Below are 19,837 nucleotides of genomic sequence, written 5' to 3' on the forward strand. Positions count from 1 at the left end.
ATAGCGACATTCTGCACGGAACATGGTCTGTTAAGCATTGAATCTTCAGGAGCAAGGCTGCCCCATGGATTACTTTGGACCGCATATTTTCGGCTACATGATTGCACTGCTTCATACGTTGGGCCTGATCGCTGCCATCCACGCCGTGCTCACCGTCCGGACCGCCCAGGGATCGATCGCCTGGGCCCTCTCGTTGCTGTTTATTCCCTATCTCACGCTCATCCCCTATCTAGTCTTCGGCCGCAGTACCTTCGATGGCTACATCAACGCTCGGCGCCAGGCCAACGAAGAAATGCGCAAGGCAATCTCCGAGCTCAACTGGCGCCCTTGGGTAGAAGAGGCGCTGACCGCTCGCGCCTCTAGTGCTTACGCGTCCTTGAGGGCCATGCCGAAACTGGGGCGCATGCCGTGCCTGGCGAACAACGAAGTGCGTTTGCTGATCGACGGCCAGGCCACCTTCAACGCCATTTTTGACGCCATCAGCAACGCGAAGGAAGCGGTGCTGATTCAGTTTTTCATCATCCACGACGATCGCCTCGGCCAACGCCTGCAAACCTTGCTGCTGCAGAAAGCCGCCGAAGGCGTGGCGGTTTATTTATTGTACGACCGCATCGGCAGCCATTCCCTGCCTCACAGTTACGTGCAGCCGCTGCGCGATGCCGGCGTCGAGGTCAAAGCCTTTGCATCCCGTAGCGGCTGGCTCAACCGCTTCCAGATCAACTTCCGCAACCACCGCAAGATTGTGGTGGTTGATGGAGTACTGGGCTTCGTCGGTGGACACAACGTCGGCGACGAATATATGGGCGAGAAACCACCCCTGGCGCCGTGGCGCGATACCCATGTGCAAGTACGCGGGCCGGTGGTGGCCTGCATGCAAGAGTCTTTCGCCGAAGACTGGTTCTGGGCAGCGCGGTCGTTACCCCCGCTGATCCTGCCGGACGTTTACCAGGACGACGGCGTGCTCTGCCAATTGCTCGCCAGCGGTCCGGCGGATTCCTACGAAACCTGTTCGTTATTCTTCGTCGAAGCCATCCATGCGGCAACCGAGCGGGTGTGGATCACCAGCCCTTATTTCATCCCCGACGAAGCCGTTTTCGCGGCGTTAAGGCTGGCGGTTCTGCGAGGCGTGGATGTGCGGCTGCTGCTGCCCTCGCGACCGGACCACCGGATCGTCTACGCCGCCTCAAGCCTTTATGCCTTCGAAGCCGTGCGCGCCGGCGTGCGGGTGTTCCGCTACGAGCCGGGATTCCTGCATCAGAAAGTGGTGTTGATCGACAGCGAAATCAGCGCCATTGGCAGTGCCAATCTGGACAACCGTTCGTTCCGGCTGAATTTTGAAGTGATGTTGTTGACGGTCGACAGCGCGTTTGCCGCCGAAGTAGAACAGATGCTCATCGATGACTTCGCCCAAGCGCACGAGATCGCCAAAGAAGAAAGCCGGGAGACCCGCCACCTGCAGCAGGTCGGCATGCGGATCGCCCGGCTTATTTCACCGATTCTTTAAGGTGTATAGATATCGTCGCGAGTCCAGGGCAGTTCATGGCTGCCATCGGGGTGGGCTTTCACCGCGAGAATCTGGTGCAGATTGATCCAGCCCTTGGCGAACGCGTAAGCGCATCCCGCCAGGTACAACCGCCAGATCCGTAAGGCCTGCTCTGGCACCAGCCGGGAAGCCGCTTCCAGATTGTCTTCCAGGCGTTCGCTCCAGTGGTCCAGGGTACGCGCGTAGTGCAGGCGCAGACTCTCGACGTCGACGATCTCCAGCCCTGCTTCGCTGATCTCGGCAGAGATCATCGACAGATGCGGCAGCTCGCCATTGGGGAACACATACTTCTCGATGAATTCACCGACACCGCGCCCCACCGGACGGCCATCGATGTGCTTGGCGGTGATCCCCTGGTTCATCACCAGGCCACCCTCTTTAACCGCACCGAACAAGGTTTTGCAGTACTCGGCCAGATTGGCGTGGCCAACGTGTTCGAACATGCCGACACTGACCACTTTGTCGAAGCGACCGTCCTGAGGCAGGTCGCGGTAGTCGAGCAGTTGCAGTTCGACCAGATCGTCCAGGCCTTCGGCCGTCACCCGTTCACGGGCAAGTTCCAATTGCTCTTTACTGAGTGTGATCCCGAACACCTTCGCGCCAAACTCCCGGGCGGCATAGCGAGCCAATCCGCCCCAACCGCAACCGACATCCAGCAGGTATTCGCCTGGTTGCAACCGCAGCTTGCGGCACAGGTGGCGGAATTTGGCTTGTTGGGCTTGTTCCAGCGTTTCGCTACCGGTCTCGAAATAGGCGCAGGAATACGCCATGTCACTGTCGAGCCACAGCTGATAAAACGCGTTGGAAAGGTCGTAGTGGTAGGAAATCGCTTTGGCGTCGGTCTCCTTGTCGTGAGCGGTGCGCACTGGCTGACTATCCTGGTCTCCAAGCAACGCCTGGCTCCATTCATCACAGACGCGAATCACCTCACTGATGGAACCTTCCAGCTCAAGTTTGCCTTCGACAAACGCCGCTCCGAGCGCGTCCAGGCTTGGATGAGTGAACTGGGTAACCATTTGTGGGTCCTTGACCACAATTGTGACGCTAGGCGTCGGCCCCAGGTTGAATTCATGGCCGTCCCAGAGTCGCAGGCGTAGCGGTAACTGCAGATTCTGTAAGGCCGGAGGAAGATGCGCGAGCATGGATAGACCCTCTTGTTTCAGACGTCTGATGTGAGGGTAGTCCATCCTTGAAAAATAGCTGGCTATCGAACTAATAGCCCATTCTATGATTCGTAACGCTCGAACCAACCGTCGCGAATTCACAAAAGTGATTGCCCTCACCTAGATGACTACGAATTCGTCGCACAGTTCTGAAAACGTGGAATCGCCCGTGATCGCGCTGTTTAGAGCATTCACCAGGCGTACTCAATCCTCATCCTCAAGCTTGAGCAATGGTTCCTGAAAACGCAGTAAACGCCCGGCGTTCCCCAACACCAGCAACGTGCTGAAGTTGTGCAACAGTGCAGCAATCATCGCGCCCGCAGCGCCAAGCCAGCCGAAGGCGGCAAAGGCTACGATCGCCAGCGTCCAGCCCAGACCGATGATCACGTTAACCTGCAACGTGTGCCGGCATTGGCGACTCAAGCGCACACACGTGCCGAGTCGACGCAGGTCGCTGCCGATCAGGACGATGTCGGCCGAGGCCAGCGCGATGTCCGCCCCGCCCGCGCCCATCGCCACGCCGACCACACCGGCCTTGAGCGCCAGCGAATCGTTGATCCCATCTCCCACGACCATCGGCCGGAAGCCGCTGCCGATTTCTTTCAACACACGATTGAGTTTGTCCTCGGGCAAGGCTTGAGCTTCAACGTCGCTAATCCCGACATCTCGCGCCAATGTGTGCGCGACGCTTTGTCGATCACCTGTCAGCAGTAACTGCCGGCCCAACCCCAATTCACGTAGCTCGCTCAAAGCAAATCGAGCTTCAGGTTTGACGCTGTCGGCCAGCAACAGCCAGGCGAGGAACTCACCGTTGAGCGCCAGCCCGGCAATCGGGCCATCGTGGTCGGGGACACTTGAAGTGGCGATGCCCAATTGCGCGAACAGCTCCGGACGACCGAGCGCCGCCTCGCCCTGCTCCGTCATCGCCACCACGCCCAGCCCCTGACGCTCGTGGATGTCGGAGAGCAGCAGAAAATGTTCCTGGGTGACCAACCCGGCGAGCGCGCGGCTGACCGGATGACTGCTGGCAGAACCGAGGCTGGCAGCGAGTTTCAGGACGTGACTGCGATCCTCAAACGGACTATCGATGGATTGCAAACGCAAGGTGCCGAAGGTCAGGGTTCCGGTCTTGTCGACCACCAGTGAAGTCAGGTCTGCCAACTCTTCGAGGAACGCGGAGCTGCGAATCAGAATCCCATGCCGAGCCGCCACCGCCACCCCGGCAATCGCCGTGGCCGGCGCGGACAACACCAATGCACAAGGACAGGCCGCCACCAACACCGCGAGCATTGCCTGAGCATCGTTAGTGACGAACCAGGTCACGGCGGCCAGCAGCAACACCAGCACCATGTAGCTGCCGGCGTAGCGTTCCAGCAAACGCGTGATCGGGGGTTTGGAACGCTCGGCACTTTGCATCAGCGCGATGACTTTGCCGAGGGTCGACTCATTGCCGGTGCGAGTCACTTCGATGCGCAGCAGACCGTCGAGGTTGATCGCGCCGCCGAAGACTTGCATGCCGACGCCCGCCTCCATCGGCACCGATTCGCCAGTAATCGAAGCGGTGTCCAGGCTCGCCTGACCGGACAACACCCGACCATCCGCCGGCACCCGATCACCCGCGCGCACCTCGACGAGGTCGCCGGCCTTGAGTGTGCCGTTATCGACTTCGACGATGGAGCCGTCAGCCTGAACTTTGCGCGCGTGGCTGCGCGTCAGTTTGCCGAGGGCGTGAATCGCCTCCTGGGAACCGATCACGCTGCGCTCTTCCAGCACGTGGCCGAAGATCATGATGATTGGCAGCAACGCCGCAGTCAGCAGATCACCCGTGGCCCACGCCCCGAGCATGGCCAGGGCGATCAATTGATCAGTGATCCCGTGCAGGCTCGGATAACGCAGGCTGTACCAGGCTGAACGCATCACGGGCACGGCCACCAATAACGAAGCAAAGCCCAGCAGCAATTGACTGACGCCCGTCTGCTCCGGCGACAACCAGCGCCAGGTTAGGCCGAGCGCGAGCAGGCCCAATGCGAGCATGGCCAAGGTCAATTGGCGGGCAGCGCTGCGTTGTTCAGCCGAGGACAACATGCTCGGTGCGGCGGCAGTTTGGGTGGTCATTGTGCAGCTCCCTGAATGATCAGGCGGGAATCGTCTTTCGGATTGACCGTGGTTACCGAACCGGCTTGACCGAGAATCTTCGGCATCCGCTCGCGGTAGATGCGCAGCAGCATTTGCGGGTCGGTCCCTTGTTGTTGCGCCTTGGCCAGGCTCAATACCGTGGCCGTGTCCGCCGAGGCTTTGGCCAGCCGTTCGCTCCCTTGGGCGTGAGCGACTTGCAGCGTGCGATCGGCTTGTTCGTTGGCGGTCTGAGTCAGTTTCTCGGCTTCAGTACGAGCATTGGCCACGGCTTTATCGGCTTGCTGACTGGCGGTCAGAACCGCGTTGAAAGCGTTGACCGCTGGGCCAGGCAGACTCGATTGCACGTCGACCCGCGTCACTTCAATGCCTAACCCCAGCCCGGTCGCGGTCAAGTCAGCCAGGCGCTGATTGATGCCTTGCACCAGATCACCGCGCAGGCGTTCGCGGCGTTCGGCAGCCTGACTATCGGCGCCGATCAGCTCCGGTCGAGCGACCAGAATAGTGTCCAGATCTCGTGCCGCCGTGAGCGCCACGGCGCTGCGGGTTACGAGTCGATCGAGTGCCGGCAACACATGTTCGTCTTGAAGGACGAAGGCATACGGCTCGGTGACTTTGTAGAAAACACGCACATCCAGTTGCACCACGCCCGCGTCACCGGTGAGTAAATAACCGGAGCCGGCGAGTGCATCGCTGATCGGTGTAGCGAAACTCGCTACCCGGTCTGCCTGCAACGCAGCATCTGTGCGCAGTAAGCTTTCTACTCGCCGCTCAATCACCCGATCCGCCGCGGGCAACAAAATCACCTGCTCAAACGGACGCGGCCAAGCCAACAGCAGGCCAGCATTCTGGATGCGATCCAGCGCGCCGAAGTGCAAAACCACCGCGCGATTTTGCGGATCGATCTGCCGTACATTGGAGAACGCCCAAGCCAAAGCAGCCAGCACTGTCACGGCGTAAAGGGCCAAAAAAGCCAAGCGCCCCGCCTGAATCCAGGGACTGCTTAACTCATTTGTTCCACGTGGAACTAATTTCATGGCTGCGACCCGGACTTGTTATCAAGGGTCGGCGGACCGTCAACCAACACCCGGAACGGCGCGGCATCGGTGCGCAGAATCAGTTTTGTTCCGGGCGTGACGATCGTGCCTAGTGTGTCGAGGGAACGCAGCAGGTTGTAGAGCTGTGGCGACCCGGCGTAGGCGCGACCGTAAATTTGCGCGGCTTCGACGCGCGATTGCGCTTCGATGTCCGCCGCTTTTACCGTGGCATCAGCCTGCACGATGCGCGCATCCCGCTCGGCAGCGGAACGGATTTGCGCCGCTTCGCGCTTACCGATGGCCGTGCGTTCGGTGGCGATTGTTTCACGCTCGGCACGCATGCGATCGACCGTAGCGGTGAGGGTTACCGACGGCAAGGTCAGACGCTCGATACCGACTTGCAGCACCCGCACGCCATAAGTGGTGAGTAACTGCTGATCGATTTGCTGACGCAGTTGCGCTTCAAAATCAGCGATGTGTACTTTGTTGGCGTCGGTGTTCACCAGGTTAGCCAGATCAAAACTGCTGGCCGTGGTTTCCAGCGCGGAGCCAACAAACGTACGAATCTGCCGCGCTGCTTCGTCCGGCTGATTCTGTACGGCGCGCATGAAGCGTTGCACGTTGTCCGGATCACCCTGAACCTGCCAGGCCACGTAAGCCTGAACGATGATACGCAAACCGTCCCGCGTACCCACATCCTGTAAACCACTCGAGGTCGTGCGCAGTCGCAGATCGACAGGAATCGCCGCTTCAAAAGGAGCAGGCCAACGCCAGCCAAGACCCGGCTCCAACAATACCCGCGACGGATTACCGAAACGCGTGATCACCGTGGCCTCCCCCGAACGCACCTGCACCAGGCTCGCTGCCGCGATGGCGAACGCTACCAGTAACGCTGCCCAGCCCATTCGCCGCCATGGGAACGGGCCAGCTTCTTGGGGATCACCGTGGTGGTGATGTCCGTGGTGATGCCCGCCATGGCCGTGATCGTGGCCAGTATGGTCATCGTGATCGTGAGTGTGTGACTGGCTCAATTGGCAGCTCCTGGCTGAGCGGTTTTACGCGCCGGCGCAGGGTCAGCCGGCAGCGTGAACGTACGTAAGTCTATGGTCGGCGCGTTACTGCTGCCGCCCAGACGATGATCGAGCACCAGCAACCTGGCATTGGCCAGGCCCTGGGACAGTTGGCTGAAGTACTGCTCCAGCACGAAGGCCTGGCCGGCGCTGGCGTAGGCCTTCTGCTCGGCGCCGAATCTCAGATCTGCCGCTTGGGCGGTGGCGTTGATTTCACGAGCGCTGGCCGTCGCTTGATCGCGAGCGATGCTGGCCTGCAATTGCGCCTGGTTGGTGGCCTCCGCCGCCGCACCGCGCTCGCGGGAAATCAATGCCTGGGCGCCAATCTGCGCTGCCTGAACGCCGTGATAGGCATTGGCGGCACCGGCCGGCGGATGAATCGCCTCGACCACGGTGGCGAGAATTTCCACGCCGCTGTCGAGTTTCTGCAAGTCGGCCTGTACCGCGCGACCAATCTCTTCGGCGAGCCCTACCCTGTCTTCACCGAGCAAACCGTCGAGGGTTCGCGAAGCGAAATCGTGAACCAGAATTCGGCTGGCGGTGCTGCGGATCAGTGTCGGGACATCAGCGCTGTTGTAGGTCGCGGCCAACGCCGCTTGATCACTCAGGCCGATGCGATACACAAAACGAACATCCATGTTGACGATCTGGAAGCTCTGCTTGTCGCCTCGGCGGCTGGCAATGACTTGGGATTTGTCGTTCACATGGCTGGCATCCCACAAGCGATTGGCAATCGCGGGCGCCGGGCCTTCGGCGGGTTCGGCCATGACCGGCGCCGGTGTGTCGCCAACACTGGTGGCCAACTCGTGGACCACACCGTTTTCGACGCTCAACACTCGGCCCAGAGGCCAGGGCAAACCCGCGTGCAAACCGGGACCGAACACCTCCACCGGTTTGCCGAATCGCTCGTAGATGCCCCGCCCTTGCATTGGGATTTCGTGAATGCCGGTCAGTGACCAACCCACAATCGAGACCACGGCCAGCACCGGCAAAAATGCCCGACGCATGTAGGTAAAGGCCCAGATCTGCCGCAGGTCGATTCCGAAGCGGTTGTGCAATTCGTGCTGCAATGCCAGCAAAGGTTGCGGCGGCCAGCGCAGCATGTCGGCGACGAAGCTGCGCGCCAGCAAGGCGGGTTCGAGTTGTTCGCGCTGCGGACTGAACAACGACAGCAGGGCGCGCAACAGTAGTTCGGCGGCGACGAGCCCCGGCAGCAGGCCGATCAGTACCGCCAGACGCACCGGCCAGATCGAGGTTTCGCCACCCAACAACAGGCACAAAGCGCCAAGCACCAGACCAATGATCGCCACCCGTGTCAGCTGCGCCAGCGATGCTGCTTCAGGCCATTGGGCGACGTTTTCCTGCGCCAGTTGACGTTCCAGCACCAGCAAACCGAAGGCCAGCAGCAACGACAGCGCCGCTCCGACACTGGCCGACAACCCCAGCGCGGTGGGCGGCAGTGCCAGGTTCCAGACTTGTTTGATGCTCAATAACGTCAACAGCGACCAACCCGCGAGCCACAGCGTCGGGGCGCCGATCTGCACCAGCATTCGCAGCCAACGCTGGCTGAGCCGATCCAGCAGCCGCTCGTACCAGCCCACCGGGGCAACGACTTCGTCAGCAACGACGACCTGCACGACCGGGTTCAACGCCCGCGCACGCCATTGCGTCACCCACCAGGCCGATTGCAAACCGGCGACCAGCACCAACAAACCGGCGCTCTGATTGACCAGCAACGCGGGCCAGAACGACTGCGGCGCAAACAGCCCGACAAAAAACGCCAGCAACCAACCTGTCGCCGCCAGAGCGCCCAGACCGATCGCGAACTGACGCAATCGTCGCCCTTGAAAAACCGCCTGCTGGAAACGCGGCAGCCCGGCTACTTGCGTCCCATCGACATCGAGATCGACTTGCATACCACCCCAGTGTTTATCGTTGCTCATATCGCAATACGTTACGGTATAACGAAAGCCGTGAAATTTCCGTTCTTAAATGCTCTATCTAAAAGCGCTCAACCTGTCGCTTGGCTGAAGCCTTGACCAAAATGCTGCGGAACGCACATATTACGTTCGTAATTTTAACCAAGGACTACGTTTCCCCATTCTGATCCCCGTTCACTCCAGGAGTACAACCATGAGCAACTATGACGTCGTGATTCTGGGCGGAGGCCCCGGTGGTTATAACGCGGCGATCCGCGCCGGTCAGTTGGGCCTGCGAGCGGTTTGCGTAGAAGGACGCGCCACCCTCGGCGGCACCTGCCTGAACGTTGGCTGCATGCCGTCAAAGGCGTTGTTGCACGCCTCCGAACTCTACGACGCCGCCATGGGCGCGGAATTCGCCAACCTGGGGATTGACGTCAAACCCACACTCAACCTCGCGCAAATGATGAAGCAAAAGGATGAAAGCGTTGCCGGGTTGACCAAGGGCGTCGAGTTTCTGTTTCGCAAAAACAAAGTCCATTGGGTCAAGGGCTGGGGCCACATCGACGGGCCCGGCAAAGTGACGGTGACCGACAGCCAGGGCGCCAAGACCGAACTGAACACCAAGGACATCATCATCGCCACCGGTTCCGAGCCCACTCCCCTGCCCGGTGTGGACATCGATAACAAGCGCATCCTCGATTCGACGGGCGCGTTGTCGCTGACCGAAGTGCCGAAACATTTAGTGGTGATCGGAGCTGGGGTGATCGGCCTGGAGCTGGGTTCGGTGTGGCGGCGTTTGGGCGCTCAGGTGACCGTGGTCGAGTTTCTCGACCGGATCTGCCCCGGTGTGGATGGTGAGGCCGGCAAAACCCTGCAACGTTCGTTGAGTAAACAGGGCATCCACTTCAAATTGAGTTCCAAAGTCACCAGCGCCACAACCTCAGCGACCGGCGTTCAGCTCAGCGTCGAGCCCGCGGCTGGCGGCACTGCCGAACTGCTTGAAGCGGATTACGTGTTGGTATCCATCGGACGCCGGCCTTACACCCAAGGCCTGGGGCTGGAAAACGTCGGCCTTGCCACGGACAAGCGAGGCATGCTCGTCAACAAGGGCCATCGCACTGAAGCGGCTGGCATCTGGGTGATTGGCGACGTTACGTCTGGGCCGATGCTCGCCCACAAGGCCGAAGACGAGGCCATGGCCTGCATCGAGCAGATTGTCGGCAAGGCTGCCGAGGTCAACTACGACCTGATCCCCAACGTGATCTACACCAAGCCGGAACTGGCCAGCGTCGGCAAGACCGAAGAGCAGCTCAAGGCCGAAGGCCGCGCCTACAAGGTCGGCAAGTTTCCCTTCACCGCCAACAGCCGGGCAAAGATCAATCACGAAACCGAAGGCTTCGCCAAAGTGCTGGCCGATGAGCGCACCGACGAGATTCTCGGCGTGCACCTTGTGGGCCCAAGTGTCAGCGAAATGATTGGCGAATATTGCGTGGCCATGGAGTTCAGCGCCTCCGCCGAGGACATTGCCCTGACCTGTCATCCACACCCGACCCGCTCCGAGGCCTTGCGTCAGGCGGCGATGAATGTGGAGGGGATGGCGACGCAAATGTAAGGCTCAATACACAAATCAAAATGGCACAACCTTGGTTGTGCCAAACGAAAGAATAGACGGGTGACCGACACGATTTTTCGTTTCAAGAAATACAGGAATTTTCAGAAACGACCTACATAAGTGGCTACCTCCTTTGCCTTAAACTCCCCCCCATTCTGAGCACAAGGAGTGAGCGCATGGCGAGTCATAGCTACATGACTATTACCGGTAAAAAGCAGGGTCTGATTTCTTCCGGCTGTTCCAGCCAAGACTCTATCGGTAACAAATGCCAGTTTGGGCATGAAGACGAAATCATGGTGTTGGCTTATGCCCATAGCATGTTTACGGGCAGTGATGGCAACATGTCAGGCGGGCGAGGCAAACATATGCCTATTGCTATTACCAAAAACATCGATAAATCTTCGCCACTGCTAGCCAGTGCTCTGGCTGAGTGTGAAGAAGTTGAGTGCAAGATTGATTTTTATCGCACTGCTCCTGCCGGCGGTCAGGATAAATATTATTCAGTGAAAATAACGGGCGGGCGTATTGCGAATGTAACCCTTCAAATCCCCCACGCTATTCATATGTCTGACACAGAGCCGCAAGAGCTGGTATCCATTCGTTATCGAGATATTAGTTGGACGCACATCCAAGCGGGTGCAAGTGCCTATAGCACGTGGGGAAACGAAGATAAATGAGACGTCATGCGATATACATGACGTCACCAAGGCCGCTTCGGACCTGGTTGCATTAGGCTGCACAGTAGGCGCTACACATTTTCATGACGGTATCACGCAACTTCAATTCAATTCGATGGTTTCTTCTTATGCCAACGAAGTTATCAAGGCTGTTGATGAAGGGCTCATCACTGCGTGGGAGGGAGTCCAATCGATAATAAAAGAATATGCAGAGCTATCTTCCAAGGCGATTTTTTATGCTCAAAATGGCATAGGTCTTGTCGCCGGCGCCATGCAAGTTGAGACAGGTGTAGCGGTTACTGTAGGCACAGGTGGATGGGCCGCGCCATTTGGTGGGATGTTTATAGCGCATGGCGTTAATAATATCTATGAAGGTTTTGGCAATATTTATAACGGTCCTGAAGCACCTGGTGCGCAGGGACCTGTGCGGAACGCTTATCAAGCCATTTTTGGAGGCGAGTTCGAGGGAGATATGGTCTATGGTTCTATGGACTTACTATTGTCTGGTATTGGTATTATTAGGCTAGTACGCAAGCCTGACTCGGTACAGCTATTTAGACATGACCCGATAAATCATGAAAGGGCGTATATACAAATAGGGAAGGTAGCTCTATTTTTCGAGGCTCTGGTTGATTACATCACATTAAATTCAATGTTTTCTAAAGAAAAACCAAAATAGACACAAGGCGCTATACCGCCATTCAAATCAAATTACGCCACGTAATTTTTTGACTAAAAAACGAAACCAGAAAACACAGAGAATAATATAAGTAACTATATAAGCAATGCGCAAAATCATGCCCTCCATGGGTATGAAGTATTTTATTACCCGTACAATAAGTGCCGCATAAAGACCATTGCTCCCAAGGACCAAAAGAAGCAGTGAAAAATAGTAACGAATATTTTCAAAATTCATTTAAAATCACACTATTCCACGTAGCCTTTTGACTAAAAAACGAAACGCAAAAAAACAGAGGAACGTATATGTAACTATATAGGCAGCGCCCAAAACCATGCCTTCCATGGGAATGAAGTATTTTATTACCCATACAATAGCTCCCGCGTAAAGACCATTGGTCCCAAGAGTTAAAAGAAGCACAGCGAAATAGTAACGAATATTTTCAAAATTCATGATTAAAGTGTTTCACACATATAAAACACAAGGCTAGTTTATCCACCAGGATTAATCAATTCCCTTTTAAGTTTTGACCGCTGTGTAGTATTTGGTTAACCCGTCTTCGCGATCTACAGTGGTAAATGCTCCAGCGGCAACGCCCCCGGTGTTTTAACCGTATGAATCGCAAAGTTGCTGCGGATGTCACTTACGCCCGGCAATTTCAGCAAACGCCCTGTGAGAAAACGGTCATAGGCGCGCAGATCCGGCACCACTACTTGCAGCAGAAAATCCGATTCCCCTGACACCAGAAACGCTGAAATAACCTCGGGTAGCGCCGTCACGGCCAGGCGAAAGGCTTCGGCCTGTTCATCGTTATGCCGCTCGACCTTGACCCCGACAAACACCGTCAGTCCAAGCCCTACTTCGTCGCGATCCAGATTGGCCTGGTAACCGCGTATCACCCCAGCTTCTTCGAGCATCCGTACTCGGCGCAAACAAGGCGAGGCGGACAGGCCGATCTCGTCAGCCAGTTGTACATTGCTCAAGCGGCCGTCCCGCTGCAGGGCTGCGAGAATCTTGCGGTCGTAGGCATCCAGCTTCATGGTTTGGCAGATCCTGATGGTTCAAATGCAATTGAGTGGCAGGTTATGCCACCCAGAAGCATTTTAGAAGCGAACTACGCAACCACCTGCCCTGCCCTTCAGCCCTAGACTGGCCGTACCGAATCGACAACGAATGGGGTGCAACGTGGCAGGACTCTGGGTGTTTTTCATGGCGCTGGCGGTGGTCTATCTGTTGCCGGGCCCGGACATGATCCTGTTGTTGCAAACCGGTGCCCGTCAGGGCAAAGGCGCGGCGCTGGCGACTGCGGTGGGTCTGGGTGTGGCCCGGGGATGCCATGTAGCGTTGGCAGCGTTGGGGTTGGCGGCACTGTTCAAAGCTGCGCCCTGGGCCTTCGACGTGGTACGCCTGGCCGGGGCCGCCTATCTACTGTGGATCGGCATTCAATGCCTGCGAACCACAATGCTGCCGAGTTTGAACGGAGCAGACGCCACTACCGAAAAACCTCGCTGGCGCGCAGCGATCCAGCGCGGTTTGCTGACCAACCTGCTCAACCCCAAAGCATTGCTGTTCTGCTCGGTGCTGCTGCCGCAGTTCATCGATCCACACGCCGGGCCGGTGCTCACGCAATTCGCGACTCTGGGCGTGGTGTTGGTTGGCGTTGGGTTGTTGTTCGACAGCGCTTACGCACTGACCGGCGCAGCGCTTGGCCGTTGGCTGCAACGCAGTCCTTCGGCCCAGCGCCTGCAGCAATGGCTGTTTGGCAGCCTGTTGATCGGCTTCGCCGTGCGGCTGACCTTTGTGCAACAGGCTTGAGCCTTACCGCGTCTTGCGGCGGCGATTGATCAGCAACAGCGCCGCCGCCGTGACCGCTATCACACCGCCAATCTGCAACGGAGTTTTGTAGGGCCGCAACTGCGAGCGCGCGGCGTCGGTGACCTGGGTCACATAGCGCTTGTCGACGTTCTGGAAGTCCGGATCCTGGCATTGGTGACCAAAATCGCCGGCCCAGACCACATACGGACCTTCCTCGACATAACGACGGTAGAACGCGCTTTGCTCTTGCAGGCTGGTGCCCCACGACGAAGCCTTGCACAGCACCGAAGCAAACGCCTGACTGCTATGGGGCAGATGATCAGCGGCCTTGCTCGCCAACGCCGTGGCGACAAAACGGTAGTGGAAACGCTCATCCGGCTGCGCCACCGTGGCTTGCTGGCGCTGCACTTCACCCTCGGCCATCAGCGGCCCGACCTTGAGCTCGGGCGCCTCCAGACTGTAATTGCCACCGAAGGTCGCGTAATCCGGGGACAACTCGTAGCCCAACAGCTCCATTCCGTCGAAACGGGCCAGTGTCGAGGCATAGTAGTAAGCGAATGCCCGTTTGGTCGGCCACCATTTTGATTCGGCGTCGTGGCGCAACTGCCCGTACCACTTGGCCTTGGCCTGCAAATCGGCGTTATCGAAATAGGCTGGGGCTTCGTCATACCGCTCTTCACGCAGCAAGCGCCGCCCGAGCAAATTGCGCAGTTTCGCCGCCACCGGCAATGGCACGTAGTTATCGCGATCCTGCTGAGTCAGAGGTGGCGGCGCCGGCACTTGAGTGTCGACGTATTGCTTGAGCTCATCGACGGTCAACACCCGCTCGGCGACCGTGGCGGCGTCAAACCAGTAGATATCTTTACTGCGATAAAGCTGATCGAACGCTTGCAGGTAATCCCCGCGTTGCAACGCCAGGATCGCGCTTTCACCCTCGACCCGACACTTGGGCTGAAGCGTTTCGAAGTCCCAGTCTGGCGTGCGCCGCTCACCCCACGACTCATTCTGTGGGAAGGCCTGGGCAGCCTTGGCATACGCTGCGGCAGCCGCGTTTTTATCGCCATCGCGCACGGCCAGTTTGGCCCGCAGCCACCACGCCAGTCCGCCATTACCGGCGTGTTCGAGGAAGGCCTTGGCGCTGGCGTAATCACCCTGTTGATAATTCACCGCCGCCAGGCGATCAGCGTTATCCAGACTACCGCGAGTGCTGTTTTGCAGCAGTTTGATCAGTTTCAATTCGTTCGGCGGTTGATCACCGAATGACCAGCCCAGTCGGCTGATCAACGACGCCGTCACCAGTTGCTGTACCGGTTTGCCGTTGAGCAATATGGCCAGTTGATCGTCAGGCATCGCCGCGAGGTCGGCTACCAACAGTTTCAGCGAGGTGTAACCCACCGCCGAACCCTGAAGGTTTTGCGTGGCGTAGAGTTCGATGGCGCGGTTCCAGTCTCCAGCGGTGCGGGCTACTCGGGCTTCTTCGCCGAGGCTGGCCACACCCAGTTCCAGTGGGTCGCTGAAGCCGTCGATGCTTAGCTGACGGGTCTGCTCGAAGGCCTTTCGAGACTGAGCCAACAGGTCAGGACCCGCGTCCGCTTCCGCGCTCATGGCAAACAGCGCACGGCCTAACGAGTAAGCAGCCCAGGTGCTGCGCAACGCCCGTTGATCCGCTGGCAATGCCAGCACCTTCTGGAAGTACTCGGCTGCCAGCCCATGATCACCGGCATTAAATGCCACCGCACCAGCCAGATAGAGCTTGAGCTCAGCCGGCAGGCTCGCCCCCTGAATCTCGACCTCATGCGCATCGGTCAGGCTGCGTAACTGTTTCACCAGTGTTTGCTGCTCAGCCGTCAAACCGGATTGCTCAGCCTTATCCCGCTGTTCTGCGTAGTCGGGAGCATCGATGTTATAGGCGGTTTCGGTGACGTTCTTCAGCCCGGCGACCGCATGCCCGAGGCGACTGATTTCAAATCTGAAGTTACCTTCCGGCAGCTCCGCCAGCGACTGGCCGCGGTTGTCCAGCAGACGCATCGGGAAATCCGGCCCGCAGGCCAGCGCCGAACCCAGCCACAGGCTGAGGCTCAGGCAAAGCAGATGGCGGGGCCAGTTACGGGTAAACATTCGAACCTCCTTGATCAATATGTGCGCAACGAGCCCAACCCACGGCGCGCTGCCCGCCGGCCGGTATTCGACCGTCGCGCAGGCGGGTGAAGGTAAGCAGGTCCGGGCGCTGTTGCAACGCATAACCGGCCAGCGCATCGGCACCGTCACAGCCCTGCACCACGAGTGTCAGGCGTTCGGGCCAGGCGCTGTCGAGGTTGCCCTGATTGCTGAGGCTGATGTCATAGAGGTCGTTCTGCACCGAGAGTTTCAACGCCAGTCGACTGTCGAGAGTATCGCCACGCGCCACAGCGCTCAGGGTCGTCAGACTCCAGGCCCGGCGGTCGCTGGCCAGCGGCAGACGAAACCAGATCAGGCCCGCCAGATGCGCCGGTGGATCGTTGCGCAACTCGGTCCCGAGTCGGCTCAGTTGCTGCGGATCGGCGAGCAATTCCCGGCGTTTGCCGCCCCGTTCGATGGGTACTTCGCTTTCCACTACCGGCGCACCTGTGCCGCCCGGCAACAACGCCACCCCATAGGCCGGCAGCGCCAGATAGAAAGGTTTGGAGGTGATGCGGCTCCAGGCCCTGGTCCATTGACGGGCCTGATCCGGGTCGAACAAGCCAAGACGCGGATCGCTGACCGCGTGCACCTGCAACACGCTGCTGTCGACTGTGGATAACAGCGCCGGCAATTCGGGACTGTCGAGCCAGGCGGGCAATGCGGTGATGCTCAGCGCAATAGAGGCCGGCAGAACTGCGCGCAGGTGCGTAAGAAATTCGCGGTAGGCCGGTAGCCGAGCATTACCGGCATCGTGGTCGATTTCCACGCCGGAGAGATTCAGTCCCTGCCCTTGCCAATCGCCGAGTACCTGCTGGATCTGCGCGGTGACTGCGTCTCGATCCAGCGACTTGAGTTGGCCGTCGAGACGAATCACCGCGATCAGCGGCCGACCATCACGTTTAAGCAGCGCCGGATCAATCCGCGCCCGGCTCCAACCCGCCTCGGGGAATGCCTGCAAGGCCAGCACCCGCAGGGTGGAAAAGTCAGCGCGGCTGTCCTTCAACGCCGCTTCGTGAGCCGGTGTCCATTGCCGTTGCCAGACGTAGAGTTGTTGATCGAGCGGTGGCGCGTCCTGTTGTTCGCAACCGTTGAGCAATGCCACCGCTACAATCAACGCCGACAGACGAGCAAAAAAATACATAACCGAATCTGATCCTTTGTCGCAGCGGCCAGAAGCTGCGTTCGGCAGATGCTACAGGTCGAGGACAAGAGCCTGCGACCCCTGCGCCGGAATCGCACAACAAATCAGCACTTGTCCGTCATCCGGCACTTCGGCCGGCGGCTGTGGATAATTCACCTGGCCGCTGATCAGGCGAGTCTTGCAGGTCCCGCAGGAACCGCCGCGGCAACTGAATTCCGGGCGCAGCCCACGGCTTTCCGCCAACTCCAGCAAACTGCCACCATCCGGTTGCCAACGGGCCTCTTTAGCCGAGCGCTGAAACACCACCGGCACGGAGGTCTTAGCAGCGGGCGGTTGCTCGATGATCACCGCGTCGGGGTCCGGCACCCGGCGTAAAGTCGAGGGGCCGAAGGTTTCGGCGTGAATCCTTGCATCGCGGATGTCCATTTCCCGCAGGCCGTCGTACAGCCCTTGGGTAAAACTGCCCGGACCACAGAGGACAAAATCCAGCTGATCGTAGTCCTCCCCTTCAAGGAGGGTCTTGAGCCGCGCGGTGTCGATCCGCCCCGTCAGGTCGAAATCCTCCCCCTCCAAGGCCCCGGCTTCCGGCTGACTCACCAGACGCAGCACCCTGACCGCATCACCTGCGCCATCAAGCAAGCGATCCAGCTCAGGACGAAACACTTGATCGGCCAATGTGCGAGAACTCTGGAAAAACCAGATCGGCCGGATGCGGCGGGTGCGCAGGCCTTGATAAACCACCTCGCGCAGCATCGACAGCAGCGGCGTGATGCCCACGCCGGCAGCCAACAACACCAGCGGCCGACGTTCATTAGGTGCCACGGTGAAATGTCCTTGAGGCGCACGGGCCTCCAACAGATCACCGACACGCACCTGTTCATGCAGGTGCGAAGACACCAAGCCTTCACGCTTCACGCTGATGCGGAAAAAATCATCGGACGGCGCGCTCGACAGGCTGTAAGTGCGGATGTGCACCTCGCCGGCAATGTTGAAGCGCAGCGGCAAATGCTGCCCGGCCTGAAACACTGGCAACCCCGCGTCATCGGCAGGCTCCAGATAGATCGAGCGGATGTTGGGGCTCTCCTCTTTGATGCGCGCCACCCGCAGCGGCCGCCAGCGATCCCCCAAAGCCTGCGCTTGAAGACGGGCATTGGCCTGCTCCCAGGTGCCGGTCAGCAAACTGGTCGGTGACACGCCGTCGAAGCGCCACCGCAGAGCAAGCGCGGCGGGCCGACGCACCACGCTTTCCACCTCGAATGTCCACAAGCGCTCGGCCCCTTGAAACGCCTCGACCTGTGGGCCTTCAAGAATGACTTCGGTGCGACCGCTGAGGTGCAGCAGGTCTCCCGAATTGAAATCGACAAACAGCAAACCGGCCCGGGGATTGAGCAGCAGGTTGCCCAAGGTGTTGAAAAACAGGTTGCCGGCGAAATCGGGAATGGTCAGGCGATTGCCTTCTACTTGTACGAAACCGGCCTGTCCGCCGCGGTGAGAAACGTCCACCGAACGTTTGCCATCGACGTCCACGTAACTGGCGACAAAGAACGTATCGGCTCCGGCGATCAGGGTTTTGGCCGCATCATCCAGCCCGTTGAGATGTTGCGCGATGCGAGTCGACGGATCCGCCAACGGGACCGAGCGAAACTGCCGCAATTGGATGTATTGCGGGCAATTGCCGTAAGACTGCTCCACCGTCACATCGAAGCCGCTCGCCGTCATCGCGCCGACTCGGCCGTTGAGGCGGTTGCGACGCCGGGTGTGCAGTTCGATCCCCAGCAGGCCGATAGCCGCGCCCTCCGACAATGGCGCCGGATCATCAGCGCCCGGCAGGCTGCGAAATTGCAGCACTCCTGGCGTGGGCGAGTGAGCGAAGCCCGGTTGCCCTTCGAGAATACTGGCCCAGGGATTACCGTCGGCATCCACCGCGCCGTACAGCATGAACGGCAGTTGCTGATAGAACGTGCGGTGCTGGTCCGGCATCTCGCTACGAATCACCTTACGACCGAGCACCTCCATTCGCTCGGCAATGCCCACATGAGCCTGCAACTGCTTCTCGCCGGCGTGCCAGGGTGAACGGTCCACAACGACTTCTCCCCTGCGCCATCGGCGCAGTGTGAATGACCTGACAGTGTCGGGCCGTAAGCATCAGGCAGTTTTTTGCAGACCGGCAACGGTGCGCGGCATGCCGACAAACCCTGGCAAGGCTTCGATCCGCGCCAGCCAGGCGCGGATGTTGGCGTAGTCATCCAGCGACACGTTGCCTTCTGGCGCATGGGCGATGTAGCTGTAGGCCGAAACGTCGGCAATGGTTGGCTCGGCGCCAGCCAGATACGGCGTTGTTGCCAGTTCCTGATTGATCACTTTGAGCAAGGTGTGGGAATAAGCGATCACTTCTTCAGCGTTGTAAGCCGCACCAAACACCGTGATCAGCCTCGCTCTGGCAGGGCCAAAGGCAATCGGCCCCGCGGCAATCGACAACCAGCGCTGAACCTTGGCCGCCCCGACCGGATCGGTTGGCAGCCAGCGGCCGTCGCCATATTTTTGCGCCAGATAAACCAGAATCGCATTGGAGTCGGCCATCACCACGCCTTGATCATCGATGACCGGAACCTGACCAAACGCATTGAGCGCCAGGAAATTCGGCTGTTTGTGGGCGCCTTTGGGCAGATCGACAAAGATCAATTCGGTCGGCAAATGCAGCAGGGACAGCATCAGCTCCACACGGTGAGCGTGGCCGGAACGTGGGAAGTTGTAGAGTTTGATCGCTTGCATGGTCGACTCCGCTGGGTGTTGGTGCTGTTGAACAGTTGTTCAGCACCGGTGGGGAGCTATCTTCCACCCGCAACCAAAACAACAGAATAACCAGCGAACGCAATCCATTATTT

At 59.0% G+C, this 19,837-nt stretch carries 15 protein-coding genes; 5 read left to right on the top strand and 10 right to left on the bottom strand.

All coding sequences use genetic code 11. The features are described from left to right. Positions 1-64: 64 nt before the first annotated feature. Complete coding sequence (gene cls / locus FQ187_RS04425; RefSeq protein ID WP_149628554.1) at positions 65-1,504, top strand: cardiolipin synthase; 1,440 nt, start codon at positions 65-67, stop codon at positions 1,502-1,504. Here the strand turns inward: cls and cfaB are convergent. From cfaB to hflK (FQ187_RS04450), 5 genes are all read right to left on the bottom strand, one after another. Next, positions 1,501-2,685 (bottom strand): C17 cyclopropane fatty acid synthase CfaB, encoded by a 1,185-nt coding sequence (gene cfaB / locus FQ187_RS04430; RefSeq protein ID WP_149628555.1) that lies wholly within the window; start codon positions 2,683-2,685, stop codon positions 1,501-1,503. The genes cls and cfaB overlap by 4 nt on opposite strands. A 225-nt stretch (positions 2,686-2,910) precedes the next feature. Further along, a complete protein-coding gene (locus FQ187_RS04435; protein ID WP_149628556.1) occupies positions 2,911-4,821 on the bottom strand; it encodes a cation-translocating P-type ATPase in 1,911 nt (636 codons plus the stop codon). Beyond that, positions 4,818-5,876 carry a protease modulator HflK gene (hflK, locus tag FQ187_RS04440; protein WP_149628557.1) on the bottom strand — a complete coding sequence of 353 codons (1,059 nt, stop codon included), beginning with the start codon at positions 5,874-5,876 and terminating at the stop codon, positions 4,818-4,820. Before hflK (FQ187_RS04440) ends, FQ187_RS04435 begins: the two co-directional genes overlap by 4 nt. Continuing rightward, positions 5,873-6,907, bottom strand: coding sequence for a protease modulator HflC (gene hflC, locus FQ187_RS04445; protein ID WP_129439821.1), 1,035 nt, complete (start codon positions 6,905-6,907; stop codon positions 5,873-5,875). The genes hflK (FQ187_RS04440) and hflC overlap by 4 nt, the downstream gene beginning before the upstream one ends. Further along, positions 6,904-8,862: a protease modulator HflK gene (hflK, locus tag FQ187_RS04450; protein WP_149628661.1), complete on the bottom strand. Its 1,959-nt coding sequence runs from the start codon at positions 8,860-8,862 to the stop codon at positions 6,904-6,906. The genes hflC and hflK (FQ187_RS04450) overlap by 4 nt, the downstream gene beginning before the upstream one ends. Positions 8,863-9,079: 217 nt before the next feature. Between hflK (FQ187_RS04450) and lpdA the strand changes: the two genes are divergently transcribed. The 3 genes from lpdA (at position 9,080) to FQ187_RS04465 (ending at position 11,836) form a co-directional block, all read left to right on the top strand. After that, positions 9,080-10,480, top strand: coding sequence for a dihydrolipoyl dehydrogenase (lpdA, locus tag FQ187_RS04455; RefSeq protein ID WP_149628558.1), 1,401 nt, complete (start codon positions 9,080-9,082; stop codon positions 10,478-10,480). A 176-nt stretch (positions 10,481-10,656) separates the two neighbouring features. Continuing rightward, entirely contained in the window at positions 10,657-11,157 is a 501-nt protein-coding gene (locus FQ187_RS04460) for an Hcp family type VI secretion system effector (RefSeq protein ID WP_149628559.1), read from the top strand. Next, positions 11,123-11,836, top strand: coding sequence for a DUF4225 domain-containing protein (locus FQ187_RS04465; protein ID WP_149628560.1), 714 nt, complete (start codon positions 11,123-11,125; stop codon positions 11,834-11,836). Before FQ187_RS04460 ends, FQ187_RS04465 begins: the two co-directional genes overlap by 35 nt. Before the next feature lie 566 nt (positions 11,837-12,402). Here FQ187_RS04465 and FQ187_RS04470 read toward each other — a convergent pair. Further along, on the bottom strand, positions 12,403-12,876 hold the full coding sequence (locus tag FQ187_RS04470) for an Lrp/AsnC family transcriptional regulator (RefSeq protein WP_038980472.1): 474 nt from the start codon (positions 12,874-12,876) through the stop codon (positions 12,403-12,405). A 145-nt stretch (positions 12,877-13,021) separates the two neighbouring features. Here FQ187_RS04470 and FQ187_RS04475 point away from each other — a divergent pair, with 145 nt between their 5' ends. Further along, positions 13,022-13,651 (top strand): LysE family translocator, encoded by a 630-nt coding sequence (locus FQ187_RS04475; RefSeq protein ID WP_149628561.1) that lies wholly within the window; start codon positions 13,022-13,024, stop codon positions 13,649-13,651. A 3-nt stretch (positions 13,652-13,654) separates the two neighbouring features. On the opposite strand, the gene FQ187_RS04480 is transcribed toward FQ187_RS04475, so the two are convergent. The 4 genes from FQ187_RS04480 to FQ187_RS04495 form a co-directional block, all read right to left on the bottom strand. Next, positions 13,655-15,769 (bottom strand): hypothetical protein, encoded by a 2,115-nt coding sequence (locus FQ187_RS04480; RefSeq protein ID WP_149628562.1) that lies wholly within the window; start codon positions 15,767-15,769, stop codon positions 13,655-13,657. Further along, on the bottom strand, positions 15,756-16,952 hold the full coding sequence (locus FQ187_RS04485) for a DUF3142 domain-containing protein (protein WP_149628563.1): 1,197 nt from the start codon (positions 16,950-16,952) through the stop codon (positions 15,756-15,758). The genes FQ187_RS04480 and FQ187_RS04485 overlap by 14 nt, the downstream gene beginning before the upstream one ends. A 51-nt stretch (positions 16,953-17,003) precedes the next feature. Next, positions 17,004-19,034, bottom strand: coding sequence for a pyridoxamine 5'-phosphate oxidase family protein (locus FQ187_RS04490; RefSeq protein WP_149628564.1), 2,031 nt, complete (start codon positions 19,032-19,034; stop codon positions 17,004-17,006). Between the two features lie 63 nt (positions 19,035-19,097). Next, on the bottom strand, positions 19,098-19,724 hold the full coding sequence (locus tag FQ187_RS04495; protein ID WP_149628565.1) for a glutathione S-transferase family protein: 627 nt from the start codon (positions 19,722-19,724) through the stop codon (positions 19,098-19,100). Between the last annotated feature and the right edge of the window lie 113 nt (positions 19,725-19,837).

The sequence above is a fragment of the Pseudomonas sp. ANT_J28 genome (assembly GCF_008370005.1).
Classification (GTDB): Bacteria; Pseudomonadota; Gammaproteobacteria; order Pseudomonadales; family Pseudomonadaceae; genus Aquipseudomonas; species Aquipseudomonas frigoris.

Excerpts from the sequence above, each read along its gene's own strand:
- FQ187_RS04485 (WP_149628563.1), bottom strand. The coding sequence starts at position 16,952 with ATGTATTTTTTTGCTCGTCTGTCGGCGTTGATTGTAGCGGTGGCATTG.
- FQ187_RS04460 (WP_149628559.1), top strand. The coding sequence starts at position 10,657 with ATGGCGAGTCATAGCTACATGACTATTACCGGTAAAAAGCAGGGTCTG.
- FQ187_RS04470 (WP_038980472.1), bottom strand. The coding sequence starts at position 12,876 with ATGAAGCTGGATGCCTACGACCGCAAGATTCTCGCAGCCCTGCAGCGG.
- FQ187_RS04480 (WP_149628562.1), bottom strand. The coding sequence starts at position 15,769 with ATGTTTACCCGTAACTGGCCCCGCCATCTGCTTTGCCTGAGCCTCAGC.
- cfaB (WP_149628555.1), bottom strand. The coding sequence starts at position 2,685 with ATGCTCGCGCATCTTCCTCCGGCCTTACAGAATCTGCAGTTACCGCTA.
- hflK (WP_149628661.1), bottom strand. The coding sequence starts at position 8,862 with ATGCAAGTCGATCTCGATGTCGATGGGACGCAAGTAGCCGGGCTGCCG.
- lpdA (WP_149628558.1), top strand. The coding sequence starts at position 9,080 with ATGAGCAACTATGACGTCGTGATTCTGGGCGGAGGCCCCGGTGGTTAT.
- hflK (WP_149628557.1), bottom strand. The coding sequence starts at position 5,876 with ATGAAATTAGTTCCACGTGGAACAAATGAGTTAAGCAGTCCCTGGATT.
- FQ187_RS04435 (WP_149628556.1), bottom strand. The coding sequence starts at position 4,821 with ATGACCACCCAAACTGCCGCCGCACCGAGCATGTTGTCCTCGGCTGAA.
- cls (WP_149628554.1), top strand. The coding sequence starts at position 65 with ATGGATTACTTTGGACCGCATATTTTCGGCTACATGATTGCACTGCTT.
- FQ187_RS04495 (WP_149628565.1), bottom strand. The coding sequence starts at position 19,724 with ATGCAAGCGATCAAACTCTACAACTTCCCACGTTCCGGCCACGCTCAC.